This window comes from Lacrimispora amygdalina, from assembly GCF_003432035.1.
Lineage (GTDB): Bacteria > Bacillota > Clostridia > Lachnospirales > Lachnospiraceae > Lacrimispora > Lacrimispora amygdalina.
The window spans coordinates 1-26,442 of the sequence record NZ_QOHO01000070.1 but is presented as its reverse complement, the minus strand read 5'-3'; the positions used below and the strand labels follow the sequence as shown (position 1 = coordinate 26,442).

General features: G+C 41.8%; 30 protein-coding genes. 24 read left to right on the top strand and 6 right to left on the bottom strand.

Annotation, left to right across the window (positions count from 1 at the left end):
* Window positions 1-17: 17 nt before the first annotated feature.
* From DS742_RS20590 to DS742_RS20575, 4 genes are all read right to left on the bottom strand, one after another.
* Window positions 18-767: a phosphotransferase family protein gene (locus DS742_RS20590; RefSeq protein ID WP_117418838.1), complete on the bottom strand. Its 750-nt coding sequence runs from the start codon at window positions 765-767 to the stop codon at window positions 18-20.
* A 129-nt stretch (window positions 768-896) separates the two neighbouring features.
* Window positions 897-2,807 carry a 1,4-alpha-glucan branching protein GlgB gene (gene glgB / locus DS742_RS20585; protein WP_117418837.1) on the bottom strand — a complete coding sequence of 637 codons (1,911 nt, stop codon included), beginning with the start codon at window positions 2,805-2,807 and terminating at the stop codon, window positions 897-899.
* 87 nt (window positions 2,808-2,894) lie between these two features.
* On the bottom strand, window positions 2,895-3,113 hold the full coding sequence (locus DS742_RS20580) for a YaaL family protein (protein ID WP_117418863.1): 219 nt from the start codon (window positions 3,111-3,113) through the stop codon (window positions 2,895-2,897).
* 71 nt (window positions 3,114-3,184) lie between these two features.
* Window positions 3,185-3,586: an ArsR/SmtB family transcription factor gene (locus DS742_RS20575; RefSeq protein ID WP_437126188.1), complete on the bottom strand. Its 402-nt coding sequence runs from the start codon at window positions 3,584-3,586 to the stop codon at window positions 3,185-3,187.
* Window positions 3,587-3,955: 369 nt separating this feature from the next.
* Between DS742_RS20575 and DS742_RS20570 the strand changes: the two genes are divergently transcribed.
* The 14 genes from DS742_RS20570 to DS742_RS20505 are packed head-to-tail and all read left to right on the top strand — an operon-like array spanning window position 3,956 to window position 15,584.
* Window positions 3,956-4,468 (top strand): prepilin peptidase, encoded by a 513-nt coding sequence (locus tag DS742_RS20570; RefSeq protein WP_242996655.1) that lies wholly within the window; start codon window positions 3,956-3,958, stop codon window positions 4,466-4,468.
* Window positions 4,469-4,479: 11 nt separating this feature from the next.
* Complete coding sequence (locus tag DS742_RS20565) at window positions 4,480-5,481, top strand: P-loop NTPase family protein (RefSeq protein ID WP_117418835.1); 1,002 nt, start codon at window positions 4,480-4,482, stop codon at window positions 5,479-5,481.
* A gap of 37 nt (window positions 5,482-5,518) precedes the next feature.
* Entirely contained in the window at window positions 5,519-6,715 is a 1,197-nt protein-coding gene (locus DS742_RS20560) for a TadA family conjugal transfer-associated ATPase (protein WP_117418861.1), read from the top strand.
* The gene (locus tag DS742_RS20555) at window positions 6,705-7,442 is read left to right on the top strand and encodes a type II secretion system F family protein (protein WP_170313536.1); all 738 of its coding nucleotides are present in this window, start codon (window positions 6,705-6,707) and stop codon (window positions 7,440-7,442) included. Before DS742_RS20560 ends, DS742_RS20555 begins: the two co-directional genes overlap by 11 nt.
* A gap of 12 nt (window positions 7,443-7,454) precedes the next feature.
* Complete coding sequence (locus DS742_RS20550; RefSeq protein WP_117418833.1) at window positions 7,455-8,717, top strand: type II secretion system F family protein; 1,263 nt, start codon at window positions 7,455-7,457, stop codon at window positions 8,715-8,717.
* A gap of 27 nt (window positions 8,718-8,744) precedes the next feature.
* Entirely contained in the window at window positions 8,745-8,918 is a 174-nt protein-coding gene (locus tag DS742_RS20545; RefSeq protein ID WP_117418860.1) for a Flp1 family type IVb pilin, read from the top strand.
* The gene (locus tag DS742_RS20540) at window positions 8,918-10,810 is read left to right on the top strand and encodes a DUF5702 domain-containing protein (RefSeq protein WP_117418832.1); all 1,893 of its coding nucleotides are present in this window, start codon (window positions 8,918-8,920) and stop codon (window positions 10,808-10,810) included. The genes DS742_RS20545 and DS742_RS20540 overlap by 1 nt, the downstream gene beginning before the upstream one ends.
* Before the next feature lie 14 nt (window positions 10,811-10,824).
* Window positions 10,825-11,748 carry a hypothetical protein gene (locus tag DS742_RS20535; protein WP_117418831.1) on the top strand — a complete coding sequence of 308 codons (924 nt, stop codon included), beginning with the start codon at window positions 10,825-10,827 and terminating at the stop codon, window positions 11,746-11,748.
* Window positions 11,749-11,758: 10 nt separating this feature from the next.
* Window positions 11,759-12,193: a pilus assembly protein CpaA gene (locus DS742_RS20530; protein ID WP_117418830.1), complete on the top strand. Its 435-nt coding sequence runs from the start codon at window positions 11,759-11,761 to the stop codon at window positions 12,191-12,193.
* Window positions 12,190-12,579: a hypothetical protein gene (locus tag DS742_RS20525; protein WP_117418829.1), complete on the top strand. Its 390-nt coding sequence runs from the start codon at window positions 12,190-12,192 to the stop codon at window positions 12,577-12,579. The genes DS742_RS20530 and DS742_RS20525 overlap by 4 nt, the downstream gene beginning before the upstream one ends.
* 1 nt (window position 12,580) lies before the next feature.
* Complete coding sequence (locus tag DS742_RS20520; RefSeq protein WP_117418828.1) at window positions 12,581-13,909, top strand: DUF6382 domain-containing protein; 1,329 nt, start codon at window positions 12,581-12,583, stop codon at window positions 13,907-13,909.
* 52 nt (window positions 13,910-13,961) lie between these two features.
* Window positions 13,962-14,567 (top strand): rhomboid family intramembrane serine protease, encoded by a 606-nt coding sequence (locus tag DS742_RS20515; protein WP_117418827.1) that lies wholly within the window; start codon window positions 13,962-13,964, stop codon window positions 14,565-14,567.
* 37 nt (window positions 14,568-14,604) lie between these two features.
* Window positions 14,605-15,021: an HIT family protein gene (locus DS742_RS20510; RefSeq protein ID WP_117418826.1), complete on the top strand. Its 417-nt coding sequence runs from the start codon at window positions 14,605-14,607 to the stop codon at window positions 15,019-15,021.
* Between the two features lie 17 nt (window positions 15,022-15,038).
* A complete protein-coding gene (locus DS742_RS20505; RefSeq protein ID WP_117418825.1) occupies window positions 15,039-15,584 on the top strand; it encodes an RNA polymerase sigma factor in 546 nt (181 codons plus the stop codon).
* Here DS742_RS20505 and murG read toward each other — a convergent pair.
* On the bottom strand, window positions 15,581-16,651 hold the full coding sequence (gene murG / locus DS742_RS20500; protein ID WP_117418824.1) for an undecaprenyldiphospho-muramoylpentapeptide beta-N-acetylglucosaminyltransferase: 1,071 nt from the start codon (window positions 16,649-16,651) through the stop codon (window positions 15,581-15,583). The genes DS742_RS20505 and murG overlap by 4 nt on opposite strands.
* A gap of 112 nt (window positions 16,652-16,763) precedes the next feature.
* Between murG and DS742_RS29255 the strand changes: the two genes are divergently transcribed.
* From DS742_RS29255 to DS742_RS20480, 4 genes are all read left to right on the top strand, one after another.
* On the top strand, window positions 16,764-17,096 hold the full coding sequence (locus tag DS742_RS29255; RefSeq protein WP_205692780.1) for a hypothetical protein: 333 nt from the start codon (window positions 16,764-16,766) through the stop codon (window positions 17,094-17,096).
* A 32-nt stretch (window positions 17,097-17,128) separates the two neighbouring features.
* On the top strand, window positions 17,129-17,656 hold the full coding sequence (locus DS742_RS20490; protein ID WP_117418823.1) for a nucleoside recognition domain-containing protein: 528 nt from the start codon (window positions 17,129-17,131) through the stop codon (window positions 17,654-17,656).
* A 106-nt stretch (window positions 17,657-17,762) separates the two neighbouring features.
* Window positions 17,763-18,212 carry a MarR family winged helix-turn-helix transcriptional regulator gene (locus DS742_RS20485; protein WP_117418822.1) on the top strand — a complete coding sequence of 150 codons (450 nt, stop codon included), beginning with the start codon at window positions 17,763-17,765 and terminating at the stop codon, window positions 18,210-18,212.
* A 27-nt stretch (window positions 18,213-18,239) separates the two neighbouring features.
* A complete protein-coding gene (locus DS742_RS20480) occupies window positions 18,240-18,776 on the top strand; it encodes a GerMN domain-containing protein (RefSeq protein ID WP_117418821.1) in 537 nt (178 codons plus the stop codon).
* Window positions 18,777-18,830: 54 nt separating this feature from the next.
* On the opposite strand, the gene DS742_RS20475 is transcribed toward DS742_RS20480, so the two are convergent.
* The gene (locus DS742_RS20475; protein ID WP_117418820.1) at window positions 18,831-20,648 is read right to left on the bottom strand and encodes a DUF885 domain-containing protein; all 1,818 of its coding nucleotides are present in this window, start codon (window positions 20,646-20,648) and stop codon (window positions 18,831-18,833) included.
* Window positions 20,649-21,166: 518 nt separating this feature from the next.
* On the opposite strand from DS742_RS20475, the gene metG reads away from it, so the two are divergent.
* The 6 genes from metG to DS742_RS20445 all read left to right on the top strand — a co-directional run bounded on the left by metG (window position 21,167) and on the right by DS742_RS20445 (window position 26,338).
* Complete coding sequence (gene metG, locus DS742_RS20470) at window positions 21,167-23,143, top strand: methionine--tRNA ligase (RefSeq protein WP_117418819.1); 1,977 nt, start codon at window positions 21,167-21,169, stop codon at window positions 23,141-23,143.
* An 82-nt stretch (window positions 23,144-23,225) separates the two neighbouring features.
* The gene (locus DS742_RS20465; protein ID WP_117418818.1) at window positions 23,226-23,981 is read left to right on the top strand and encodes a TraX family protein; all 756 of its coding nucleotides are present in this window, start codon (window positions 23,226-23,228) and stop codon (window positions 23,979-23,981) included.
* 22 nt (window positions 23,982-24,003) lie between these two features.
* Window positions 24,004-24,771: a TatD family hydrolase gene (locus tag DS742_RS20460; protein WP_117418817.1), complete on the top strand. Its 768-nt coding sequence runs from the start codon at window positions 24,004-24,006 to the stop codon at window positions 24,769-24,771.
* Window positions 24,772-24,836: 65 nt separating this feature from the next.
* Window positions 24,837-25,184, top strand: coding sequence for a hypothetical protein (locus DS742_RS20455; RefSeq protein WP_117418816.1), 348 nt, complete (start codon window positions 24,837-24,839; stop codon window positions 25,182-25,184).
* Window positions 25,185-25,299: 115 nt separating this feature from the next.
* Complete coding sequence (gene rsmA / locus DS742_RS20450; RefSeq protein WP_117418815.1) at window positions 25,300-26,172, top strand: 16S rRNA (adenine(1518)-N(6)/adenine(1519)-N(6))-dimethyltransferase RsmA; 873 nt, start codon at window positions 25,300-25,302, stop codon at window positions 26,170-26,172.
* A 16-nt stretch (window positions 26,173-26,188) separates the two neighbouring features.
* Window positions 26,189-26,338, top strand: coding sequence for a TetR/AcrR family transcriptional regulator (locus DS742_RS20445; RefSeq protein ID WP_341457675.1), 150 nt, complete (start codon window positions 26,189-26,191; stop codon window positions 26,336-26,338).
* Window positions 26,339-26,442 lie beyond the last annotated feature (104 nt).

The window sequence follows — 26,442 nt, the reverse complement described above, 5'->3', positions numbered from 1 at the left end:
TCCCTTTGAAGATCTCATTACTGATAATCACAGACTCCAGCCCATTTATTCAGAAGCTCCGCTTCTTCCGGCCGTTTTTTGGAAAGCTGGGCAGCTGCAACAATGGGAAGCCATGACTGAACATACTTTTTCGCAGTTCCTGTCTTCTTACAGAACAGGTTCATATACATATCCGCCTTATTCTGATCCTGCAGACAGAACAGCAGATAGGTTCTGGCAACATCTGCACTGGCATTGCCCTGAGTGGCATGAACCCAGTCCAGAACATACATTGTACCATCGTTTTTTACAATAATGTTTGAGGGGTTAAAATCGCCGTGACAGAGTTTTGTGTGCTTTGGCATGCTGTCCAGCTGAGTGCGCATGTCATATCTTGTTACGTCACCAAGCTCTTCAATATCCTGAATCTGTTTGGATATTTTATCCTTCAGCTTATTTAAATGAGGACAATGCTTAGACATGACATTGAGATGAAGATTGACCATCTGTTCCATATATTCTGGCAGTTTTTCAGGATTCTCATCCATAAGCTGCTGGAGGGTTTTTCCTTCAATATAATCAAAGGTAATGGACCACTGGTTATCAAAAACACCGACTTCCAGTACTCTGGGAACGTTAATGCCGCCGACCTCTTCTACTCTGGCGCTGATCAGTGCTTCGTTTAAAACTTCAGCCTTAGGAAATTCAGCGTTGAAAACCTTGATTGCCTTTTCACCATCGTGAAAGACCTTTTTTGTTGCTGTTGTAGCGATTAATTCTGCTGCCATATGAACCTCTCCTTCCATCTTTGAGTCTAGCATATTATGTAATTTCTTACTTATATTTTACTACTAAATAGCGAAAAAGTATAGCTAATTATAGAAAATTATATGAAATATGACTAAATAATTAGCTAATCAAAAACAAAATATGGCTGCTCCATAGGCCGGGAGCGGATAAGCAATGGAATTATCCTGGCCATCCCATGGAGTCTTTTCAGATTTATAAACCAGAGCTGTTTTGTCTTTTTCATACAGTCCGTGAGATGTATCAAGAACAAGGGTGTATTTTCCCTGTTTGGGAACGCCCACCCGGTACTCGGGCCGCTTGACAGGAGTAAAGTTCAGAACAAACAGCAGGCTGTTCTGGCTGCCCTTACCATGCCGGATAAAACTGAAAATACTATGTTCATTGTCATTGGCATTTATCCAGGAGAATCCCTCCCAAACGTAATCATTATCATAGAGTGCAGGGTATTTCCGGTATAGATGAAGAAGGTCTCTGACATAATCTAGCAGATTTTCCCCAAGAGGTTCTCTGGCCAGATACCAGTCTAAGGAGTCCTTTTCATCCCATTCATGGAACTGACCGAAATCCTGTCCCATAAAAAGCAGTTTCTTTCCGGGATGTCCAAGCATGAAAGTATAACCGAGCTTTAAATTAGAAAACTTATCCTCAAGAAGTCCGGGCATTTTATTGATCATGGAACCTTTTAGATGAACGACTTCATCATGGGACAATACAAGTATATATTTTTCACTGGTAAAATATGTAAGTCCGAAAGTCATTTTATGGTGATTATATTTTCTGAAATAGGGATCTAGCTTCATGTATTCCAGAAAATCATGCATCCAGCCCATATTCCACTTAAAAGTAAAACCAAGACCGGAATTCTCAGGCTGGTCCGTAACCTTTGGCCAGGCAGTGGATTCTTCTGCAATAACAACGGCTCCTTTTCCACGTTTCTTTACCATACTGTTTAAATGTTTAAAGAATTCGATGGCTTCAAGGTTTTCGTTTCCGCCGCAGCAGTTTTTAACCCAATCGCCCTGGTCTCTTCCGTAGTCCAGATACAGCATGGAGGCAACGGCATCCACTCTTAACCCGTCTACATGATACTTTTCCACCCAGTAGAGAGCGTTGGCAATAAGAAAATTACACACCTCATATTTGCTGTAATCAAAGACCTTTGTCCCCCAGTCCGGATGCTCCCCTTTGCGCGGATCTGCGTATTCGTAACAGGCTTCCCCATCAAATTCGGAAAGTCCGTGAGCATCTTTTGGAAAATGTGCAGGAACCCAGTCCAGTATGACCCCAATTCCATTCTGGTGCATGGTATCAACAAAATACATGAACTCGTCCGGAGTTCCATACCGGGAAGTGGGAGCATAATAACCGGTTACCTGATATCCCCAGGATCCATCGTATGGATGCTCTGCAATCCCCAGAAGCTCTATGTGGGTATAACCCATATCCTTTATGTATTCCGCCAGTTCATGGGCGGCTTCTTTGTATGTATAAAAACCTTCTTTATCTTCCCGGTTTTTTCTTTTCCACGATCCTAAGTGGACCTCATAAATGCTGACAGGCCCTGATAAAGGATCCTGCTTTTCTCTTTCTTTCACCCAAGCCTGGTCTTTCCATGGGTATGCGGATAAATCGTAAGTAATAGAAGCAGTCTGGGGGCGGAATTCCGCATAAAAAGCATAGGGATCCGCTTTAAAGAGAATCTTTCCGCTGCTTGTGGTAACAGAATATTTGTAAAGCTGACCCGGACCGACCTCCGGTACAAATACTTCCCAGATCCCCGAGTCGGCCAGGGGAACCATGGGATTTAGGTCGGGGTTCCAGCCGTTGAAATCACCGACTACGCCAACCTGGCTGGCATGAGGAGCCCAGACTGCAAAATACATCCCCTGTTTTCCGTTGTATGTTTTCGGATGAGCGCCCAGTTTTTCATAAATCTCATAATGCCGGCCGTTGTTGTACAAATACCGGTCAAGTTCCGTAATAAAACCTGTTTCCAAATCTTTTGTTAAATCTTCCATTTGCTCACCCCTCCATTATGGTACACGATTCCACTGGCTGAAGCAGCGTTTGTAACAGGTCCGTATCAAATCGGATTTTGTGGCTGATTATACCTCACGGCTTTTAAAACGGCGTAATAGAAACTGGTAACGAAGCTGTGCGGCATTAAGCTCGTAGATATAACAGTCAATTAATGTCGGATCAACGACCTGCTCAAAATGATTCCTTGCTGCATCAATGGCGGTTTTGGAACGTTCAATCTCCTTGCGTAAATTCCGTTCCTCTTCCGTAAGGGAAAAGTGTTTTCCTAACAATAAATTTTTCATATGATCATCTCCAGATAACGTATTAACGAGGTCCCTATAAATCTCAGTATATCTGGAAACTGGAACTTTATTCATCTATTGCCTGATTCTCCATAAATTATTTGGACTGGATCCATATAATTCTGGAGATACTGACCAAGAGTGCACAGTTTTTTTGTGCTTTCTCCAAAGGTAAGAAAGTAATAATTAGCAGTTCCTTCCTGCCTGGCGGATACCAGTCCTGCTTCTTTCAGAATCTTTAAATGATGAGATATAGCCGGGCGGGATAAACTTGTTCTGTCCGTGATTTCATTTACATTCATCCCCCGGACTGCGGTTTGATTCCCCATGTAAGCTAAGCCTTCTGTCTGGAACGAATCCGTCCTGGCAAGAACTTCGATAATTGTAAGCCGGACTTCGTCTCCTAAGGCAATAAAAAGCGGCATGCAGTTTTTAAATAGCTGGGAAAAATCTCCATTTGCCACCTGAAACATCTCCTTTGGTTTAAAATAGTGAACTAATATTATAATAACATCCGGACGGGGAAAGGTCAATGAAAATTGTATAAAATTACTTATAAACTTTAAAATAATAGTAAAAAAATGTAAAATATAACAATAAAAATATTGTCGGGTGGTGTCACTCCGTTTAAGAGCATCTGTAAAAAATTGTAAAAAACAGTTGACTTTTGTTCTCACCTTGTGCATAATAGGGTCAGAATCCCAAATACATTCTGTATATGGACTTTCTCAATTTCAATGACATGGAATTCATTGTTCCATGATCCACAGTCGATTTCCGGCATTATTTTCAGATTTTAAATTTAGAAAAGAGGAGATGGTATTGTTAAAATTATAGTATTATTGTTTATACTGGCAGCCGGTTCTTATTTTGATGTAAGAGAACACAGGATACCAAATTGGCTGGTGCTAACCGGTATAGCAGCCGGACTTTTTTTATCCGGGCTGGGTACGGGCGGGATGGGAGGCAGTCAGGCTGTACTGCAGGAGATGACATCTTTTGCATGCCGGTTCCTGGTAGTTACAGCGGGGTTTTTTATCTTGTTTATATGCCGTATGATCGGTGCGGGTGATATTAAGATTATCGCCCTGATATGCGGTTATCTGGGATTTAGCGTCGGTTTTGCAGCGGTCGCATGTGGATTTTTAATAGGGGCATTCTGGTCCCTGGTTCTAATGACTGTGAAAGGCTGTGCCTTTCAGCGGTTTTCTTATTTTCTGACCTATTTCAGGTCCTTATTACAAACAAAAAAAATTACAGCTTATTATAGTTCCGTCCTGGATGGGTACGATGCGGTAATTCCATTGGGATTGTGCATGTTTTTAGGAGCGGTTCTTGCAGTTGTTTTCTTTTAACAGGAGGTTCCATGAATAAACGCATTACGGCAATATACGATGCAGACTCAGCATTTGGAGAACAGTTTGCAGAATTTGTGAATGATAAGGAACGGGTTCCCATATCCATTGTGTCCTTTACTTCCCTTAAAGAACTGAACAATTACAGCAGTGATCATGGTATAGAGCTTCTTCTTATCAGCTCCGGCGTATCAAATGAGGAGATTGAACAGATAGGAGCGGACAGGGTGGTTCTTCTTTCAGAAGAGAAGATGATTCCTTTTGGTGAGCCATATCCCTGTGTTTATAAGTATCAGGCTGCCGATCACCTTCTTCGGGAAATTATGGAGGAATATTGTGTAGCTTCAGAAGACAAGGGGTATACCGTAGTGTCTGAAAGAAGCAGGGTGGTAGGCGTTTATTCGCCGGTAAACCGCTGCTTAAAGACGTCTTTTTCTCTGGCCATGGCACAGCTTCTCTCCCGGGATTTAAAAGTTCTTTATTTAAATCTGGAAGACTGCTCCGGCCTGGCAGGGTTAACAGGGGAAGCGTACGAGAGGGGAATGTCAGATCTGTTTTATTATTACAGGCAGGGAACCTTTTCCTTTAGCAGACTTGGTGCTGCCATTTATACATGGGGTGATTTGGATTATGTGCCTCCGGTTCAGTATCCGGAAGATCTTGCTTTCGTTTCATCACAGGAGATAGCAGGATTAATCAGGCAGATCTCGGAACAAAGCACATATGGCACCATCATACTTGATCTGGGACAGATGGGGAAAAGAGCGGCGGATGTTCTTGAAGTATGTGATGGAATCTATATGCCGGTAAAAGAAGACTGTGTATCAGCCGCCAAGGTAGAGGAGTTTGAGACATATCTGGCGGCCTCCGGTCATGATGCCATGTTGAAACGAATCCAGAAAATCAAACTTCCCTATCATTGTACCTTTGGCAGGAGGGACAATTATCTGGATCAGCTCTTATGGAGCGAATTAGGAGATTTTACCCGGCAGCTCTTAAGAAAGCAGCCATAGGGAGGGAACGGATTTGAAAGAGGAACAGCGCAGAGCAATGCGGGAAGACATCATGGTGGAATTAAATCAGCATCAGCAGATATCAGATGATGAACTGTATACCATGATAGATGAGAAGATAATAAAGCTGGGAATGACAGAGTATCTGCCATTGAGAGAAAAGCTGCTGCTTCGGGGGTGGTTGTTTGATTCCTTCAGGCGCTTAGGTGTACTTCAGGAACTGATAGATGATAAAACAGTGACGGAAATTATGGTAAATGGTGCAAATCAGATTTTTGTTGAAAGAAACGGACATATGGAACGTTGGGAGAAGGTATTTGAGAATCAGGAACAACTGGAAGATATGATTCAGCAGATTGTCAGCCGTGTAAACAGGACTGCGAATGTTTCAAGACCCATAGCAGATGCCAGGCTTGCTGACGGATCCAGAGTTCATGTTGTGCTTCCGCCTGTTTCCATTGACGGTCCGGCTGTTACAATCAGAAAGTTTCCGGAGCCTATAACCATAGACAGGCTTTTAAAGCTTGGTTCAATAACCAGAGATGCAGCAGATTTTTTAAAAATTATTGTAGAAGCCGGATATAATATTTTTATCAGCGGCGGTACAAATTCTGGAAAGAGTACTTTTTTAAATGCTCTTTCTGCTTATATACCAAATAATGAGCGCATTGTAACCATAGAGGACTCAGCAGAGCTTCAAATCAAACACATCCCCAATCTGGTCCGGTTGGAGACAAGAGGTGCCAATGGAGAAGGGGAGGGAAAGGTGACGATTGGTGATTTAATCAGGGCAGCTCTTCGTATGAATCCATCCAGGATCATTGTGGGTGAAGTAAGAGGAAAAGAAGCGCTTGATATGATTTCTGCCATGAATACAGGACATGACGGAAGCTTAAGCACAGGACATGGCAACAGCCCTAAGGACATGCTGTCCAGACTGGAAACCATGGTGCTCATGGGAGCAGACATCCCCCTTTTGGCTGTACGCAGCCAGGTTGCAGCTGCGATTGATGTCTTAATTCATTTAGGCAGACTGAGAGATAAAAGCAGACGGGTCCTGTCAATTGTGGAGGTAGCAGGCTATGAAGATGGTGAAATCAGACTTAATCCCCTTTATAGATTTGAGGAAGAAAAGACGGAGCAGGGTAATGCCAGGACAGTTCGTGGAAGCCTTAAAAAAGTGGGGAGTCTTAAAAATACAGAAAAACTCAAAGCAGCAGGCATTGAATTATGATACATATATCCTGTCTCTGAGGGAATGGATTGTTTATAGTGGACAGGGATTATTAATCGCAGCATTATTTTCATATATTTTCTATCGCAGTCTGATGGTATTTCTGATTTTTATTCCGTTCGGAATCATTGTTCCATTTATAAAAAGAAAAGAATTAAAAGAAAAGCGGCTCAGGCAGCTGAATCTGGAATTTAAAGAAGGGATTTTACTTCTATCCTCTTTTTTGAGTGCCGGGTATTCCGTTGAAAACGCATTGCTATCCTCTTCAAGAGAGCTGTCTGCTCTTTATGGAAAGGAAGGACTTATAACGAAGGAATTTCAGCTGATTGAAAGCCAGATTCGTATTAACCGGCCGGTAGAGCAGGCATTTCTGGAATTTGCCTTAAGAAGCGGGCTGGATGATGTAAAGAATTTTGCAGAGGTGTTTTCCGCCGCAAAACGAAGTGGAGGAGAGTTGGTTTCTATTATCAGCCATACCGCAGATGTGATTAGGGATAAAGTACAGGTAAGACAGGAAATACTTACCATGACGGCTTCCAAACAGTTCGAACTAAAGATTATGAATCTCATTCCTTTTTTTATAGTTATTTATATTGACGTTACCTCTCCTGGCTTTTTTCAGATCATGTATACCACAGGGGCAGGAAGAATTCTAATGACCATCTGCATGGCGATTTATATGGTTGCTTTTTGGACAGCAAAGCGGATTATGGATATTGAAATATAGCCAGGAGGTTTGATGAAAGATCAGTTAAAAATCAGATGGAAACTGCCTGTAACAAAGATTCAGGCTGCATGCATGGCGGGCGGAGTACTTTTGTATGCAATTATGGAGTTTTTCTCCCTATGGGGCAGGCAGAATGAGATCGAAGGAAATGGGTTAAAAAGAGCAGGACCCGGGCAGGGAGAGAGCATTTATGAAGTTTTAGTAAAAGGATTGGATAAAGTACAGGATGATAAGAAGTTATTGATCGAAATTCCAGTGCGGGAGCGTCATTATACAGAAAAAGAAGCAGAAGATCTCTTTAACAGACTGGAAAAGGAACTGGAAACTCAGATGCTTTCAGAGAATGATTCCCTTAATACCATAAAACGTAATCTGAATTTCAAAACGAGACTGGACAGCTTCGGTCTGTCGGTCCGCTGGGAGACCAGTGATCCTGACCTGATTGATTCCTTTGGAACGGTTTATAACGAGGATATTGCTGATGGAGGAAAAGAAATTATGATCATTGCAGAAGTATCGGACGGGATCCATGAGCGAGAATATCAATTTAAAGGTAAGGTATTTCCACCTGCCCTGACAATGGAAGAGAAGCAGAAAGCAGCTTTTCGAAAATGGGCTGATGAGATTGATGCAATGCAGCAGACAAAGGATGCACTGGTTTTACCTCAGGAGTTTGAAGGTCAGAAACTAAAGTATTTGAAACCCAGGGATGGAGGCTATGGGATATTGCCTGTGCTTGGTTTATCACTGGCAGTCCTTTTACAGGTCAGGACCCAGGTTGAAAAACAGAAAGCAGGCAGGTTGAGAGAACAGCAGCTTTTACTGGATTATTCGGAAGTGATATCAAAACTTGTAGTCTATATTGGAGCAGGTTATACAGTCAGGGGAGCATGGGAACGGATTGCTGCCGGTTATGGGGAGTCACTTAAAAACGGAAAGCAGACTATTCGTCCTGCCTACGAAGAGATGGTTAAGGCGGCATCGCAGATAAAAAGCGGTCTGTCCGAAGGCCGTGCTTACAGTGAATTTGGAAGGCGGTGCGGCCTTCAGCCATACATAAAGCTTGCAGCCTTGCTGGAGCAAAATCAGAAAAACGGAGGCAGACAGCTAAGAAATGCGCTTGATATTGAGATGGCTTCTGCATTTGAGCAGAGAAAGAATGCAGCGAGGAAATTGGGAGAAGAGGCCGGAACCAGACTTTTGCTTCCGCTCCTTCTAATGCTTTTTGTGGTCATGATTATGATAGTAGTTCCTGCATTTCTTGCATTTTACTAGAGAGGAGGTGATACCATGGCTGTATTAATGAGAGAACAGATCAAAGACTTTATAAGAGAGGAGGACGGAGTAGGGGTTATCGAAATTGTATTGATACTGGTGGTTTTAATTGGTCTTGTGATTATTTTCAAAACCAACATCAAAAAACTGCTTGATAGTATATTTGAAGAGATTAACAAGCAGTCGAAAGAGGTGTATTAATGCATAACAATGGCCATATAACGGTCTTTCTCAGTTTGACTTTTTTATGCATCCTCAGTCTGATGTGCGGACTATTAGAGTCCGCACGGACTGCCGGGACAAGATGGTATTTGAAGATTGCAGCGGACTCTGCCATGGATTCGGTATTCAGCAAATATCACAGAGAGGCATGGGATAAGTACCGGATCTTTCTTCTGGAGGAAAAAAGAGGCAATCAATTGGAACAGGACTGGCTGGATTATATAAAACCTTATATGGAATACTCCGGCTGGTATTCTATGGATATAGAGAGTGCAAATCTGCTGCAGCGTGTTCAGATTACCGATGACAAAGGGAAGTACATGAAGCAGGAAATACTGGATTATATGAAGTACGGTATTTTCGATCATATTCCAGATGAGACAGGAGCCGTTACAATGCTCGCAGATCTTAAGGAAGCCGCAGCAGTAAAAGAGCTATCCAAATCCTATGGGGAACACACAAAGGAAGCAGTACGTCTGGAGCATGTGATTGAGGACATAAATAGATCTTTAGAAAACCAAAAGCACATATGGCAGGAGGCGGATTCTTGTTTAAACAATTATGATGGGCATGGATTCATAGAGAAAGCGGACGATCTAAAAAAAGAAATAGACCGGATTCCAATCCTTATAAAAACTTACGGAGACATAGCTGATCAATTAAATATTCAATTACAAAAGACAAAGAGTAAAAAAGCAGAAACCATATATCAGTTAAGCGATTCGGTTCAAAGCACATTAAACAGTGACACTGACTGGTATGATTCCTACGTCAGGCAGGATGGAGACAGGAGAAAGGAAGTTGAAGCTCTTGCAGGAGAGGTCATTATCATGAAGGGCAAGATAGAACGTTCGAAAGACCGGGCTATGGAGGTAGAACAAATAATAGATGAATGGGATAGCAGTTCAGACGATGATGATGATGATGAACCTGATTTATCCGGACTATGGGGCTCTGTTATGGATATATGGTATGAGATACATATTTCTTCCCTTTCCTATACCAACGGTGTAAAAAATCCTGAAAAAGAAAAAATTTTAGAAAAAGTGCAGGATCTTGTAAAAAACGGTCTGATGGCTCTGGTTCTTCCGGAAGGGAAGGAGTTATCAAAAGGGGTTTTAAATAATAATTCATTCCCATCCCTGCTTTATACAGGAGAACAGGGAGAGATTGACGGATTAATAGACCGAATCTTATTTGAGGAGTACTGTGGACGCTTTCTGACTAACTTTTTATCAGAAGAAGATAAGGACGTCAAGTATGAGATGGAATACTTAATTGGAGGTGAGAATACCGATGAGAACAATTTTTTACAAGCCATAACCGATATTCTGGCCATAAGGGAGGGCCTGAATCTGGTACATATTCTGACAGACCAGGAAAAAAGAGAAGAAGCAAATGCTTTGGCAGGAGTAATTACCGGCGTTACGGGACTCACGCCCCTTACGGGACTTGTAGCCTTTTTCGTAATGAGCATCTGGGCAATGGGGGAAGCCATTGTTGATATAAGGCGCATTCTTCAGGGAGAAAAGGTCTCCCTTATCAAATCAAAAGCAAACTGGAGACTCTCACTTGGGAGTTTGCTGGACGCAGGAAGCCAGGGGAAGTTTGAGGGAGGGGGAAGCGACAATAACGGTATTGATTATACCGGATATTTAAAACTGATTCTTTTTATCTCCCATAGCAGCCTGCAGTATTACCGTCTTATGGATATCATTCAGATGAATCTTTGTACAGCAGATGAAAAGTTTCGCATGTCCCATTGTATATATCGGGCGGAAATGAAAGGAACAGTTGTTTCGCGGCATATTTTTTTCGGAGGGCTGGAACCTGTTTTTCGGATGGACGTACGGACAGAAAAAGCATATTAAGGAGGTGAATGATCATGCCCTTTTTCAGAGAGTTTATTAAAATCATCCGTAAAGCAAAGGTTACTCTCCAGGTACAAATCCCCTTGATAAGAAGAAAGATCTCTGCAAAAAGGGTATTGTCATCCGCCTCCTTAAAAGAGGGCTCCGCAAGTCTGACCATAGAAGCAGCACTGGCACTTCCTCTTTTCCTGTTCGCAGTAATAATCCTGATGATGCCCATGAAACTATTAAATGATGGGAGAAAGGTGCAGACTGCCCTTGAGATTACAGGGGAAGAGTTAAGCCAGTATGTTTCTGTTTTAAAAGAGCTGGAGAAAAGAGAAGATCTTAGTGCTGCAGGGGTAAATGAACTGCCCGACGGCTTCCTGAATGGAATGACAGAACAGGGAATTCTTCTTTATGCAAGAATGAAAATGAGTAGGCATGATGTCTTTGAATACCTCGATTCTGTATCTTTTTCCCATTCTTCCATTTTAAAAGATAACGAAACCATTGATTTAATTATGGATTACCGGATACGTCTGCCATTTGCCGTATTAGGACTAAAAAGTATTAAAATGACAGCCAGATGCTGCCGAAGAGCATGGATTGGAAATACACTGCTTTATAATGAGGAATCTGATCACTCACAGGAACTGGTTTACGTGGGAAGAGACAGTACAAGGTATCATAAAAAAAGGACCTGCCACTATTTATATAATCATATTAAGGCGGTTAATAAAAAGGATCTTGAGAGTATGCGCAATATAAACGGAGGAAAATATAAGCCCTGCAGCAGATGCACCGGTCTTACAGAAGAAGGAAGTGTGGTCTATATAATGCCGTCAGGTGAGAAATATCATAGTAATAAAGACTGTACGGCGATCACCGCGTATGTAAGGCTGGTTCCATTATCGGAAGTGGTTCACTTAGGAGCTTGTTCCTATTGTTCTCAGTAAGGGGGAAAAGATGGCAGAACAACTGAATCGTATATTTTTTGGAATATTTCTTTTGGCAGCAGCCTGGGAGGATGGCCGCAGTAAAAGTATCAGTATAAAACTCTTTATAAGCGCCGGAGCGGCAGGAATTATTATGTGTTTATTACAGAGAGACGATCTGATCAGCCGATTAACTGGCTGTCTGGTTGGCCTTGCTTTACTGGCGGTGAGCAGATTGACTAATGAATCTGTGGGCACTGGGGATGGGTGTTTCTTTATCATAAGCGGTCTGTTTTTTCCTGCTTTATTTAACTTAAAGCTGTTGGTTTATGGATTAAGCTTATGCGGTATTTTCTGCAGCCTGTTTTTTCTGATAAACCGTGTTAATGGAGTTGATGTTGGAAAAGAAAAGATTCCATTTATCCCGTTTCTGATTCCGGTATGGCTTATAATGGTGATAAGATGAACAGGCGATTAAATGGAAGTTATACGGTAGAGGCCGCTTTTGTTATGGCTGTCATTTTATTCGCTCTCATGATATCAATTCAGTCCGCTTATCGCTTAAGAGACGAGGTAGCGGGGGCTATGGCACTTGCAGAATCAGTGCAAAGGCTGAGGCACAATGAGACGGAATCTCCTGAAGATGCCTCAAACTGGGCAATTCACAGAGCCGGCGTTCCATTCTCATGGAAGGAATACCGATTTGAATTAAATGTATCTGGAAATTTACTTACCGGAAGACGGATTAAAGGAACAGGAATGGGCGGAAAATGGAGGCTTCAGCTGGAACAGCGGGTTTTTGATCCCGAGAACTTTCTAAGAAAGCTTACGCTGATTAGTCAGGAGGAATGAGATGAATGTTACATACAGGCGGGAAATGAAGCATAATTATTTGATTATAGAGCAGGATAAATCCTGGACAGAGGGATATGAGATTAACATGCTTAAAGAAAATCAGATTAATGGTCTACTGAAATTTCATTTAAAACAGATTGATTCACGTAGCTATTTTTATTATGAAATCACCTCAAAGCAGCCCTTAAACCGGATTTTAGAATTCCACAGCTTAAACAAAGAAGAACTTAAAGGCCTTATTGCCGGGATTGCCCAGGTTCTTAACCGCCTTCCTGTCTATCTGCTAAAAGAGGATCAGATACTTCTTCAGCCGGAATTTATCTATCTGGAACCAGATCATTTTTTGGTTTCTCTCTGTCTGGTACCAGGAAGAGACAGGAAATTTTCGGAAGAAATGACCGAACTGTTGCGTTATCTTCTGGGAAAAGTAAACCACCAGGATAAAGAATGCGTGGTAATGGCTTACGCTCTGTATCAGGAAAGCTTAAAGGATAATTATAGTATTGACACTCTGACAGAGCTGGTCGGCAGTCATAATACCAGCCCGGCGGCAGGACAGGAGAGGGAAGAAAGAAACCGCCAGGATCTTACGGAAGCTGGTGAGTCCCAATCAGGGTTTACGGATTCAGAAAAAGACAATATACAGGTTATTCAGGATTTTACCCAGACTGCGCAAATAAAAGCTTCCAGATTTGTTTCTTGGAGGCCATTAATAATACCACCTGCTGTCATGACCGTGGCTGCGATTCTGTTTTGGAGTATATTTGGTTACATAGGAATAAAAAAATACTGGTATATAGTGCTGGCAGCAGGAATATTGTCCCTTTTGTATGGAATAATCAAATCAGGCAGCAAAAATGAATTAAAGTATCTTGTGGAAGACAGTGCAAAGAGTTACTCCGATTATGGAGAGGAGCAGGAGGAATGGCAGACTGCGTTTTATGAGAGTAAGGAGGAACCACGGGCTCCGTTAAAATCTGCAGGAGGAGAAGAACTTATACAGACGGTACTTCTAACCAATAATCAAAAAGACATAGAAGTTCATATTCTAAAGTCGGCTGGTCCGGGTAATCAGGATATAGCAATTACATATACGCCATTTCTTATTGGAAAACAGGAGGGACTGGTGGATTATGTACTTGACGGGGAGGCAATCAGCAGGATTCATGTGAAAATAGAAAAGGCTGGGAGTGATTACTGTATCAGTGATTTGAACTCCACAAATGGCACATATGTCAATGGACGGCTTCTGGAAACAAATGAAACTGTTTTATTAAACCTGGGAGATGAAATTTTTATCGCAAATTTTGCGTTTATATTTACATAATCTGTCAGTTTATGATAAAATAAGCATATTATAGTTCAGAAGGAGCGCTTCCATGGATGAATTTAGCAGACGTAAGAAGGCCTATGTAAATATTTGTCTCATTGCGTTAAATGTCATTTATTTTCTATTCCTGGAGATGATTGGATCTACCGAGGATACCCGGTTTATGGTTTCCCATGGAGCCATGTTTGCGTCGCTGGTAATTGAAAGAAGAGAATATTACAGACTGTTTACTTCTGTATTTATGCATTTTGGTATCAATCATATTATGAACAACATGCTTATTTTATTTATTCTGGGAGATAATCTGGAACGCGCACTTGGTCATATTAAATATCTGGTCTTTTATTTAATCTGCGGTGTAGGAGCGAATGTTGTATCCATGATTGTGAACCTGTCCCGATACAGAAGCGTGGTATCTGCTGGGGCATCCGGTGCGATTTTCGGAGTGATCGGCGGCCTTTTATATGCCGTGGCAGTTAACCGCGGTCAGCTGGAAGACTTAAGTACCCGCCAGCTGGTGGTGGTAATTCTATGTTCCCTGTATTTTGGTTTTACCAGCACAGGTGTTGATAATGCTGCTCATGTAGCAGGTTTGATTACAGGTGTTATCATGGGAGTTATTTTATACCGAAGACCCAGAAGCCGTAGTATATAATAAATATAGGGATACAACACTGGAAGGAGGTGAGCGTGTGAGAGAAGATGACTGCATTTTCTGCAAAATTGCAAATGGAGGGATTCCCTCGGAGACAATTTATGAGGATGATACGTTTCGTATAATTTTGGATTTAGGACCGGCTTCCAAAGGGCATGCCCTGATTCTTCCGAAGCAGCATTACAGAGATATCTGTGATCTGGATGAAGAAACGGCAGCAAAGGTCCTTCCATTAGCAGCAAAAATAGGAGTCGCCATGAAAAAGGCGCTGGGATGCTCCGGGTTCAATGTAGTGCAGAATAATGGAAAAGAGGCAGGCCAGACGGTTTTTCATTTTCACGTGCATTTGATTCCCCGATATGAGGAAGGTCCTGTTATGGTTTCATGGATGCCGGGTAAAGCAAGTCCGGAAGAACTAGCACAGACAGGAGCCGCCATCAGGAGCGCCCTGTAATCAGAGGGGCATATGATATGAGCATACATGAAGATGAAAATCAGCTGCTGCAGTCCATATATGGTAAATATCAGGGACTGTTGCGCCGAATTGCAAAAACACTCAATGTACCGGATCTGGAACTTGATGATGTGGTACAGGAGACATTTATCTCTTACTTTGAAAATTATTCATTAACCTGGACAGATACGCGGAAAAAAAGCATGCTGATTAAGATATTAAAACGCAAATGCATAGACTCTCTTCGGAAAAATGGTCATTACGAAAAAGTGAGCCTTGATGAAGAGGATGCATCCAATGAGATGGCATTACTTGACAGGTATGTGGTTACCGATCCGTTGGATGTTGTTCTTGGGGAAGAGTCTGTTTTAAAAATTACCAGTGAAATTTCCAATATGAGAGATGAGTGGAAAGAGATGGCCGTACTGTATTTCCTGGAACAGCTGACGATTCCGGAAATCTGTGAAAGGCTTGAAATTCCGGGAACGGTCTGCCGTTCCCGGATCTATCGGACAAGAGTCTGTTTAAAGAATATACTCGGTCCCAATTATAATTTGGATTAATTTTTGGAAATCAGGTTCTCAATCATTTCAATGATGGTATTTACTGCATCATGGAGTTCGCTGCTTTCCATTTTTAAAAGATAGTACTGACGGTTTGCGAAGGTATCTGTGATGGCCTGAAGTAAGGTGCTGCCATTTAAGTTTTCTTCTTCCAGAAGATAACTGAATCCCTGTTTTGAGAAGGATCGGGCATTTAAAATCTGATCACCTCTGCTGGCGGCGGCTGAAAGCGGGATCAGAATATTAAGCTTTCTAAGAGCCAGTATTTCACAGATAGAGTTGGCACCAGCTCTGGAAATCATTAAATCGGCAGCAGCAAAAAGATGTTTCAACGGGGCATCTACATATTCATATTGTACATATCCACGGACACCCGCAAGGCTTTCATCCAGATTGCCCTTTCCGCAGATATGTATTACCTGGTAATTATTTAAGAGTTTTGGCAGGATGCCCCTTATGGCATTGTTAACCGTAACAGAACCCAGGCTGCCGCCGATGATCAGGATGACAGGCTTATTTTCGCTGAGCTTTGCATAATTTAATCCAGTCATACGGTCTCCTTCTAACAGTTCTTTCCGAATAGGAGAGCCGGTCAGTACAGCCTTGGATTTCGGGAGATAGCTGAGAGTTTCCGGAAAATTACAACAAACACGGGTTGCTGCAGGTATGCAGATGCGGTTGGCGAGGCCGGGAGTCATATCTGATTCGTGTATGATCACCGGAATTTTTAAGTGCTTCGCTGCCAATACGACAGGAACCGCCACAAATCCTCCTTTGGAAAATACCATATCAGGTTTGTAGCGTTTCATGAGTTTCAACGCCTCTCCAAATCCCTTTATTACACGAAAAGGATCAATAAAGTTTTTAACGTCAAAATATCTTCGGAATTTACCTGTTGAGATTCCGCTGTATGGGATCTGAGCATTCTCAATCAACTTTCGTTCAATCCCCTGATACGAACCGATGTAACGAATCTCATAATTTTTTTCTTTTAAAGAAGGAATCAAAGCAAGGTTCGGGGTAACATGACCAGCAGTACCGCCGCCAGTTAAAATTATTTTTTTCATAAAAAAGCTGCCTCCCAAATTCGATATACTATTATAGTAAACGTTAGTGGTAAAAAGTCAACCCCAAAGCGTATGGGAACCAAAGGATAACCAGCAATAAAGAGGTATAGATGTGGAACTGAAGAAAGATTCCATAAATAAGCACTCCATCTTTCATTTGTTAAATGCAAATCATAATTCAAAAGAAAAACTGGAAGCCCGTTTGCTTGATTATATGCAGAAACACCCGGAATTAACACCGGCTGCGCCTGCTCCTCCGCCGGATGAATTCCAGAAGATTATGACTGAATTTCATAAAAGGGGATCTAAAACCATTGTAAGAAAGCAGCTGAGAATACTGCATTACTGGAATTCCGTCATTTGCTGCTTACAAAGATCTGTCTTAACTCTTCGAAGAAGGATTTTGAAATTATTCCATAGTATGAAAAGGAAACAGCCGGAATAGATTATAATAATTAACGGATAGTGAGTAAAACTATGGGATTTTTATTATTTCTCTCTGAAGCTGCAGTTCCGCTGATCATTTTTTATATTGTCGGATTTGGTATTTTATCAAAGCGTCCGGTATTTGATGATTTTTTAAACGGTGCGAAAGATGGTATGAAAACCGTTGCGGGCATTATGCCTACACTGATTGGTCTTATGACGGCGGTTGGAGTACTCAGGGCCTCCGGCTTTTTGGATTTTCTGGCGAAACTTCTTACAAAACCGGCTTCTTATTTATATCTTCCGGCACCGGTCGTGCCGGTTATTTTAGTCCGGCTGGTTTCGAATTCAGCGGCCATTGGATTGGTTTTGGATATTTTTAAAAAATATGGTACAGACACTTATATTGGATTTATGACTTCTGTTCTTATGAGCTGCACAGAGACGCTGTTTTACTGTCTCAGTGTTTATTTTGGTACTGTGAAAATAAGAAAAACAAGGTACACTCTTGCGGGGGCATTGACAGCTACTGCAGCCGGAATTGCAGCCAGCGTATTTTTGAGCCGGATTTTGGTATAAAAGGAAATTAATCATTTTGATTTAAGAATTTCATAAGAATTCAGGTGGTTGTCTTCAAATACATAATCATGTATAATTACGAAGAAGCTTTTATTGTCATATAGATTTGAAGGGGATAAACGTGGATACTTACGGAACTCTTAACGAAGTACTGGTAAGGCTGTTTCGGGATATAATGGATATCGAACAGCAGGCTATCATTACACAGGAATTTAATAATATCACCAATAATGATATGCATGTAATTGAGGCGATCGGAGTCGGAGAACCTAAGAATATGTCCGCGATAGCAAGGGAATTGTCCGTCACGGTGGGGACATTGACTATAGCCATGAACAGTCTTGTTAAAAAAGGTTATGTCACCCGCCAAAGAGGAGAAGAGGACCGGCGTGTTGTTTATATTTCTCTTTCAGATAAAGGAAAACAAGCCTATGACCATCATGCCACATTTCATCGGGAGATGATAGCCGGAGTGATAGAAGGGTTAAGTGAGGATGAGGTAGAAGTTTTAATCAAAGCTCTGACCAAACTGAATAAATGGTTTCGGAGCCTTTAACAGAATTAAAGGAGGCAATACGCATTTATGAAAAAAATCATCTTGTATTTAATGAGCGCAATGCTGATGGTATCCCTGGCGGCCTGTACACCAACTCAGCCGAAGATGGAAACAACACCGCCTGATCCTCAGGTTATGGCATCAACAGGAGGCGCCAGCGATAAAGTTCCTGACCCAAATGCAGAGCCTATGGAGATTATATCCGTATACAGTAAGAATGATAATAAAACCGGTTTAAATCAGGCTATGGATGCAGTGGATAAGCTGACTGCCGAAGCAATGGTGAGCAAACTCATTGAATATGGCGTATTAGAGGAAGGTACCAAGGTTTTGAAATATGAATCTGCTGATGGAATTGGCACCTTGGATTTGTCCGCAGTGCCTCAGAGCGGTTCGGGCGATGACAAGCTTACGATTGCTGCTATAGGCAACACCTTTATCGAAAACTTTGAACTGGATAAATTAAAACTTTTGGTAAACGGCAAGAATTATTCCAGCGGTTCGATCAAACAGGGCGACAACGATTATCTGGAATATGTAAAGAATTATAAAGAAATCAAATAAAAAAAGAGGCAAAAGCCATGAATTTATGGCTTCTGCCTCTTTTTTTATTCTAGTTTAACTTCTCAGCTGTTTAGCCAGCCAGTTGCGGAAAGCCGGCTGGATTACAGAAAAGGGTGCAGGCCCCACATCAAGCAGAAAGGTATGAAAATCCTTTAAGTTGAAGTCATCCTTTAAGATTCTCTCTGCAGTGCTTCGCATTTCCATAATTTCCAGATATCCTACATAATATTCCATATAATTGGTTGGATTTTCAACCAGGCTGTTAAAAATGGAATCTGTGATATCTGTATTTTCCACGTTATAGAAGGTTCCCAGATATTTTGCGGTTGCTTCCTTATCCCATCCTTCATAATTGATGCAGATATCAAGGTAGGCGTAGATTCCCAGTGTCACTGCTGTATTATGTGCCAGCAGCTTTCCCAGCTCCGGATCCAGTCCGTTGTCTAATGTATAGGAATAATACTCCACATAGGTAGCCCATCCTTCGGAATAACTGGAAAAAGATAGTATGCTCCTTAAATCATTTGGCTTTTTGCTTAGGAAATATACATTCTGATATAAATGTCCCGGGTAGCCTTCATGAGCCAGGGTTGTAAAAAGGTCTTCGTTTTTAAAACGCGGATTATTGTTGATGTAAATAACATTATCCTGGTACCGGTCCAAAGGGGGAACCAGGTAAAATGCCGGGCTTAAGGAAGATTCCAAAGCACCTGGCACATATTTGACTGTGTAGCTGCAGGGCGGAAGTTCCGGAAAATCTGTGGTAATCTGAGACTTCAGGGATTCCAGGATTTCTTCTGGTTTTGTATACTTGAAAGAGTAATGGTCCAGTGAATCAAGCACTTCAGGATGATCTTTTGTGATCTGTCCTAATGCCTTAATATCAGAATTCATCTGCCTTTCAATTGCTTTTTTTAAGCTTTTGACTGAGTCATAGGAGGTTCCGGTATTAGAGTGAACCAGATATTCAAAGTATTTTTTTCCTTCAGGAAACCAGGAAAGGCCTTTTTCATTGGTTCCGGTCCCCATAAGAGCCGTAATTCCGCTTATTAAGTTTTTATAGGCAGGAATGAAATGTTCTTCCAGTATTTTTAAATTTTGTTTTTTATATTCGGCTTTTTCCTCGTCAGTCAGATCCGTCAGTGCATCAATCCTTGTATTGAAGGTTTCAGCAAGAAAGCTATGATCCGGTTGTATTAAATAAGCCTCACAGGATTTAAGAACATGATCTGCAGCAGTATCTGACATAAACAGTCCTGCAGCAGATTTCTGCTTCTCAAATTCCAGAATCTGCCCGTAATACTCATCAATGGTGGACAGCAGTGAGAGATAGTGGTCTACCTCCGCTTTGTTATAGAACGAATACTCTGCAAAGAGAACAGGAAGCTGGGCCTGAATTCCAATTGTAGTGGTCAGCGGCTGGGCGTAGAGTTCCATTCCGTCAGAAGTTAATTCGGTATCAATGTAGGAATACAGAATCTGGTATGTAAGCCTCTGATCAGAAGTCAGCTTGCGGGGGTTAAATCCTTCCAGCTTTTTCTTTACCTCCTGAAGATCACTTGTACCCTGCTTCATCTTATCCAGAGAGTAATCACCAAGAGTTAAAGGAACCGTATCAATTCCTCTGGAAGCGGGATCAGCGATACTGAAATGAAAGCTGATGCCGGAATCGCTGATTTCATCCCGGAATAAATCGGCAGTAAACTGATCAAATGATTTCTGCATGGATAAATCTTCTGCGTGGTATTTTTCATATAGAGCGTCTGAAGGAGTTCCTGTCTGTCTTGGAGGCGGTGTACAGGCACAAAACAGAGAAGTCGCCAAGACAATGGAAAGGATACGGCGTCCCTGCCTGATAATCATGTTATTCATATTAAGATCCTCCGCAATTCACTAATAATATTTATATGTTTATAAGAAAAAAGTAATGACAAAAGGTCAGATCCTGAAACTTACCTGCTTGACAAACGGGAATGAAACTATTACACTAGGGTTACTAACAATTGATTCATTTGAGAATGCTGAGAAAAGAAGAGTAAGAAACCCGCCTCATGTACAGAGAATTCCGGTAGCTGAAAAGGAAGCCTGAGCGTATTTCCCAACATGGCCTTGGAGCAGCGAAGTTGAATTGGCTTTCTGAGCCTTTAAATTTCGACGGTCACACCCGTTATCGTGTCAGACTGTTATTATATACCATAAGCTCTATTCTGAAAAGCTTTTGATTAGAACGCAGCCGGTGAGGTCTGTGCTGTAAGGCATGGATAAATTAAAGTGGTATCACGGGATAGTGCCCCGTCTTTAAATTTCCTATGAGGATTTTTTAAGACGGGTTTTTCTTTGTTGGGAAATGATTCATCCTGCATCTCATTATATTTCTGGAGGAAAAGATTATGTGTAAAGATTCGAACAAAAAGCCATATTACATTACCACAGCCATTGCATATGCATCCGGTAAACCTCATATCGGCAACACCTATGAGGCAGTCCTGGCTGATGCCATAGCGCGGTTTAAAAGAGAAGAAGGATATGATGTGTTCTTTCAGACAGGAACTGATGAGCACGGACAGAAGATTGAGGAGAAAGCGGCAGCTGCAGGCATTACCCCTAAGGAGTTCGTGGATCAGGCAGCAGGTCAGATCAAAACAATCTGGGATCTGATGAATACCTCTTATGACAAATTTATCCGTACGACTGATCCGGAGCATGAAAAGCAGGTTCAAAAAATATTTAAAAAGCTCTATGACCAGGGAGATATCTATAAAGGATATTATGAAGGCTTATACTGTACCCCTTGTGAGTCTTTCTTTACAGAGTCCCAGCTGGTAGACGGAAAATGTCCGGATTGCGGCCGGGAAGTAAAACCGGCAAAAGAAGAAGCTTATTTCTTCCGTATGAGCAAGTATGCCGACCGACTGATCCGGCATATTAATGAAAACCCTGATTTTATACAGCCGGTATCAAGAAAGAATGAGATGATGAACAACTTCCTTCTTCCAGGGCTTCAGGATTTATGCGTGTCAAGAACTACTTTTACATGGGGAATCCCGGTGACATTTGATCCAAGGCATGTTACTTATGTATGGCTGGATGCACTGACAAATTATATTACAGGAATCGGTTATGACTGCGATGGAAAAAACAGTGACCAGTTTACAAAACTCTGGCCTGCAGACCTTCATCTGATTGGTAAGGATATTATCCGCTTCCATACCATTTACTGGCCTATTTTCTTAATGGCACTTAATGTACCCCTTCCGAAACAGGTATTTGGTCATCCGTGGCTGCTGCAGGGTGATGGAAAGATGAGTAAATCCAAGGGTAACGTTCTTTACGCTGATACACTGGTAGATTTCTTCGGAGTGGATGCAGTCCGCTATTTTGTGCTTCACGAGATGCCTTTTGACAATGATGGAATCATTTCCTGGGAGCTTATGGTTGAGCGCATGAATTCTGATCTTGCCAATATTCTGGGCAATCTTGTAAACCGTACTGTTTCCATGTCCAATAAGTATTTTGAAGGTGTGGTAAGAGACGGTGGAACGACAGATGCATTTGATGAGGATTTAAAAGCAGTTGTGCTTGACGAAGTGAAGAAAGTCAGCGAGAAGATGGAAAAACTCCGTGTCGCAGATGCAATTACTTCAATTTTTAATATATTCAGAAGAAGCAATAAATATATTGATGAGACAGCACCGTGGACTCTTGCAAAGGATGAGGCTTCAAAAGCCCGTCTGGAAACGGTTCTTTATAACCTGACAGAAGCCATTACCATTGGAGCTTCCCTTCTGGCCTCTTTTATGCCCAAAACCTCTGAAAAGATCCTTGCCCAGCTTAACACAACAAAAAGAGAGCTGTCACAGATGAATGAATTTGGTTTATACCCATCTGGAAACAAGGTGACGGATAAGCCGGAGATATTATTCGCCCGCATGGATATAAAAGAAGTGATGGAGAAGGTGGAGGCTATGCATACAGCAGCAGAAAGCGGCAAAGAGGAGAAGGAAGAACAGGCGGATGACGGAATCGATATAGAAGCAAAACCGGAAATTGAGTATGAGGATTTTGCAAAGCTGCAGTTTCAGGTGGGTGAAATAATTGCCTGTGAAGCGGTAGCCAAGTCAAAAAAGCTTTTATGTTCGAAAGTAAAAATAGGCAGTCAGGTAAAACAGATTGTGAGCGGAATTAAGGCCCATTACTCACCGGAAGAAATGGTTGGAAAAAAGGTTATGGTTGTGGTAAACTTAAAACCAGCGAAGCTGGCCGGAGTTTTATCTGAAGGCATGCTTTTATGCGCGGAAGATGCACAGGGCAATTTATCTCTTATGGTTCCGGAAAAGGCAATGCCATCCGGAGCAGAGATCTGCTGATAAAAAACTGTCGTAAGGATAGAAAAAGATATAAAAGGCCGGATTTTAATAATCCGGTCTTGTCATTTAAAAGGAGGACTTCATGACAGAATCTGCCGCTTCCCATAGAAAAGGAATTTCCGGGAATACCTTAAAGATGATTGCGGTCATAACCATGCTGATTGACCATATTGGTGCGGTTGTGATTGAAAACGGGATATTAAAATATCAGAATCCTTTATTGATGCAGACAATACTGGCTACGCCGGCAGGGGCGAGGTGGAGTGCCATTGATTTTGTTCTTCGAACCATAGGGAGAATTGCTTTTCCTATTTTCTGCTATTTACTGGTAGAAGGGTTTCTTCATACCAGAGATATTAAAAAGTATGGAATCAGGCTGTTTGCTTTCGCTTTAATCTCAGAGATTCCTTTTGATCTGGCAGTTTTTAACAGCTGGTTTCACCCCGGATATCAGAATGTGTTCTTTACGCTTTTTATTGGTCTGTGGGTGCTGGTATGGTACCAGAAGGCCATGGGTGATCCACTCAGGCAGTTTCTGGCAATAGGAGTGGGATGCGGGGTATCCATACTGCTAAAATCGGATTATAACATATATGGAATTGTACTGATTCTGACCATATACGTATTTCGGAATAATAAAAAGCTTCAGACTGTATTTTCAGGAATTACGGCAGCATTAATAAGCGTAAGCTGCCTCGGAGCGGGAGCGCTTGCTCTCCTGCCCATACACATGTATAACGGGAAAAAAGGGGAGAGGAATTTAAAATATCTTTTTTACTGGTTTTACCCGTTTCATCTAATCCTGCTTTACATTCTGAGGCTGATGATAACAGCATGACAAACGCTTAAAGGAGATATTTATGATTTTTGATACGCACGCCCATTACGATGATGAGGCATTTGATGAGGACAGAGAAGATCTGCTTGGCAGCCTTAAGTCTCATGGTATAGAAGCGGTTACTAATGTGGGAGCCAGTATAAAAACATCGAAAAACACTTTGGAACTGACGGAAAAATATCCGTATGTTTATGGGGCTATCGGTGTCCACCCTAATGAGACTGCAGAGCTTGATGAGGATAAATTAAACTGGCTCAAAGAAAACTCAATGAGAAAAAAGATTGTAGCTATTGGAGAGATCGGACTCGATTATTACTGGGAGGAACCAGATCATGATACACAAAAGACCTGGTTTATTAAGCAGCTGAATCTGGCGAGGGAGGTAAAACTTCCGGTTATTATTCACAGTCGAGACGCAGCAAAGGATACTCTGGATATCATGAAGGCAGAGAAGGCTGAGGATATTGGTGGTGTAATTCATTGTTTCTCCTATGGGAAAGAGATGGCAAGAGAATATTTGAACATGGGCTTCTATCTGGGAATTGGAGGTGTGCTTACCTTTAAGAATGCAAGAAAACTCAAAGAAGTGGTGGAGTACATGCCTTTGGAACAGCTGGTTCTGGAAACCGACTGTCCTTATCTGGCTCCAGTACCCAACCGTGGAAAACGCAATACTTCTTTAAACCTGTCTTTTGTGGTGCGGGAAATCAGCATGATCAAGGGAATTCCGGAAGAAACGATAATGGAGATTACAAGCAGAAATGCTAAAAGGCTTTATGCGCTGGTATAATTTTTCAGACTAAACCAGAAGTGCAGTCAAAAGCAGAGATATCAGTTGCCCACAGATCTCATGACATGAACAAAATACTTAAGGCGAATGAAACACTGATCAATAAATATGAGCTGGAGATGTATACTGGTATCAGTGCTGACAGCGAAGCTTTTTTTGACTTCTTCTGCACTTATTATAAAGAAATGAAGAAAGAGATACTTGCAGCACATCGCCGGATTGGCCGGGCAACCATCGGCGAAATCGTAAAGGAATTACTCAAATCGGATAACAAGTACATAAAATTCAAGGCTTCCTTGAAATGGCCGGAGCTTCCATCACGGTTGGATGCCGCTGTTGCAGTTGTTCTGAGAGATGCTGGCGCCGTTCCGATTGAAGCAGACGGAAAAATCGTGATTGCCCCTGTTGGCTGATCAGAATATTGCCATAACAGCGAGTATGCGTAACCCCGATCCAATTTTTAAATTATTGACTTTTTACATATAATAAGATACCATAAATTTAAAAATATGCGGAAAAAGAGGTTATATGCAGAATAAATTAGGAAATCCCCAGAAAACCATTGAAATCATACAGAAATATGAATTTGCCTTTCAGAAAAAGTTCGGGCAGAACTTTCTAATAGATACTCATGTACTGGATAAAATTATTGCAGCTGCAGGAGTGACAAAAGATGACTGCGTTCTGGAAATCGGACCTGGAATCGGGACCATGACTCAGTATCTTGCAGAAAATGCCGGGCAGGTAGTTGCAGTAGAGATTGATTCAAAGCTGATCCCCATTCTGAATGAGACTCTTGAGGATTATGATAATGTTACCGTAATTCATGATGATATCCTGAAGGTTGATATCAATCAGATTGCGGAACAGTATAACGGAGGCCGTCCCATTAAGGTAGTAGCAAATCTTCCTTATTACATTACGACTCCTATCATCATGGGGCTTTTTGAGGGGAATGTACCCATTGACAACATTACGGTCATGGTACAAAAGGAGGTGGCAGACCGCATGCAGGTAGGCCCTGGATCCAAGGATTACGGAGCCCTGTCTCTGGCTGTTCAGTATTATGCTAAACCTTATATTGTGGCCAATGTTCCCCCTAACTGCTTCATGCCCCGGCCTAATGTTGGATCTGCGGTTATCCGCCTGACCCGGCATAAAAATCCCCCCGTCTATGCGAAAGATCCGGGGTTGATGTTCCGGCTGATCCGGGCCTCGTTTAACCAGAGAAGAAAGACACTACAAAACGGTTTAAATAATTCTCCTGAGGTACTTTATACCAAAGAACAGATCGCAGATGCCATAGAAAGCCTGGGTCTTTCCCCGTCAGTGAGAGGAGAGGCACTGAATTTAGAGCAGTTTGCGGCAATTGCTAATTTTTTTACAGACATGAAAGAGTAGTATAACAGGAGGGCTTATGTCGGATTCGCTTATTACTAAACGTGCGATTGCAGAAGCGTTGAAGCAGATATGCAAAGAGAAACCATTTGATAAGATATCCATATCAGATATTACTGCAGTATGTGGTCTGAACCGGCAGACCTTTTATTGTATCTCGGTACAATAAAACCACCGGCTATGCCGGTGTGTCCCCAACTAGCTTTAGCTTCAAGCAAAAAACCTCCTATGTTATAATAGTTGTGGGTTTGCCAACCACAAAAATCACATAGG

Coding starts and splice junctions, on each gene's coding strand:
- metG (WP_117418819.1), top strand. CDS start 21,167: ATGTGTAAAGATTCGAACAAAAAGCCATATTACATTACCACAGCCATT.
- DS742_RS20460 (WP_117418817.1), top strand. CDS start 24,004: ATGATTTTTGATACGCACGCCCATTACGATGATGAGGCATTTGATGAG.
- DS742_RS20475 (WP_117418820.1), bottom strand. CDS start 20,648: ATGAATAACATGATTATCAGGCAGGGACGCCGTATCCTTTCCATTGTC.
- DS742_RS20550 (WP_117418833.1), top strand. CDS start 7,455: ATGAAAGATCAGTTAAAAATCAGATGGAAACTGCCTGTAACAAAGATT.
- DS742_RS20530 (WP_117418830.1), top strand. CDS start 11,759: ATGGCAGAACAACTGAATCGTATATTTTTTGGAATATTTCTTTTGGCA.
- DS742_RS20480 (WP_117418821.1), top strand. CDS start 18,240: ATGAAAAAAATCATCTTGTATTTAATGAGCGCAATGCTGATGGTATCC.
- DS742_RS20465 (WP_117418818.1), top strand. CDS start 23,226: ATGACAGAATCTGCCGCTTCCCATAGAAAAGGAATTTCCGGGAATACC.
- DS742_RS20525 (WP_117418829.1), top strand. CDS start 12,190: ATGAACAGGCGATTAAATGGAAGTTATACGGTAGAGGCCGCTTTTGTT.
- DS742_RS20575 (WP_437126188.1), bottom strand. CDS start 3,586: ATGTTTCAGGTGGCAAATGGAGATTTTTCCCAGCTATTTAAAAACTGC.
- DS742_RS20490 (WP_117418823.1), top strand. CDS start 17,129: ATGGGATTTTTATTATTTCTCTCTGAAGCTGCAGTTCCGCTGATCATT.
- DS742_RS20505 (WP_117418825.1), top strand. CDS start 15,039: ATGAGCATACATGAAGATGAAAATCAGCTGCTGCAGTCCATATATGGT.
- rsmA (WP_117418815.1), top strand. CDS start 25,300: ATGCAGAATAAATTAGGAAATCCCCAGAAAACCATTGAAATCATACAG.
- DS742_RS20560 (WP_117418861.1), top strand. CDS start 5,519: ATGCGGGAAGACATCATGGTGGAATTAAATCAGCATCAGCAGATATCA.
- DS742_RS20590 (WP_117418838.1), bottom strand. CDS start 767: ATGGCAGCAGAATTAATCGCTACAACAGCAACAAAAAAGGTCTTTCAC.
- DS742_RS20545 (WP_117418860.1), top strand. CDS start 8,745: ATGAGAGAACAGATCAAAGACTTTATAAGAGAGGAGGACGGAGTAGGG.
- DS742_RS20565 (WP_117418835.1), top strand. CDS start 4,480: ATGAATAAACGCATTACGGCAATATACGATGCAGACTCAGCATTTGGA.
- DS742_RS20535 (WP_117418831.1), top strand. CDS start 10,825: ATGCCCTTTTTCAGAGAGTTTATTAAAATCATCCGTAAAGCAAAGGTT.
- glgB (WP_117418837.1), bottom strand. CDS start 2,807: ATGGAAGATTTAACAAAAGATTTGGAAACAGGTTTTATTACGGAACTT.
- DS742_RS20515 (WP_117418827.1), top strand. CDS start 13,962: ATGGATGAATTTAGCAGACGTAAGAAGGCCTATGTAAATATTTGTCTC.
- DS742_RS20445 (WP_341457675.1), top strand. CDS start 26,189: ATGTCGGATTCGCTTATTACTAAACGTGCGATTGCAGAAGCGTTGAAG.
- murG (WP_117418824.1), bottom strand. CDS start 16,651: ATGAAAAAAATAATTTTAACTGGCGGCGGTACTGCTGGTCATGTTACC.
- DS742_RS20520 (WP_117418828.1), top strand. CDS start 12,581: ATGAATGTTACATACAGGCGGGAAATGAAGCATAATTATTTGATTATA.
- DS742_RS20540 (WP_117418832.1), top strand. CDS start 8,918: ATGCATAACAATGGCCATATAACGGTCTTTCTCAGTTTGACTTTTTTA.
- DS742_RS20455 (WP_117418816.1), top strand. CDS start 24,837: ATGAACAAAATACTTAAGGCGAATGAAACACTGATCAATAAATATGAG.
- DS742_RS20580 (WP_117418863.1), bottom strand. CDS start 3,113: ATGAAAAATTTATTGTTAGGAAAACACTTTTCCCTTACGGAAGAGGAA.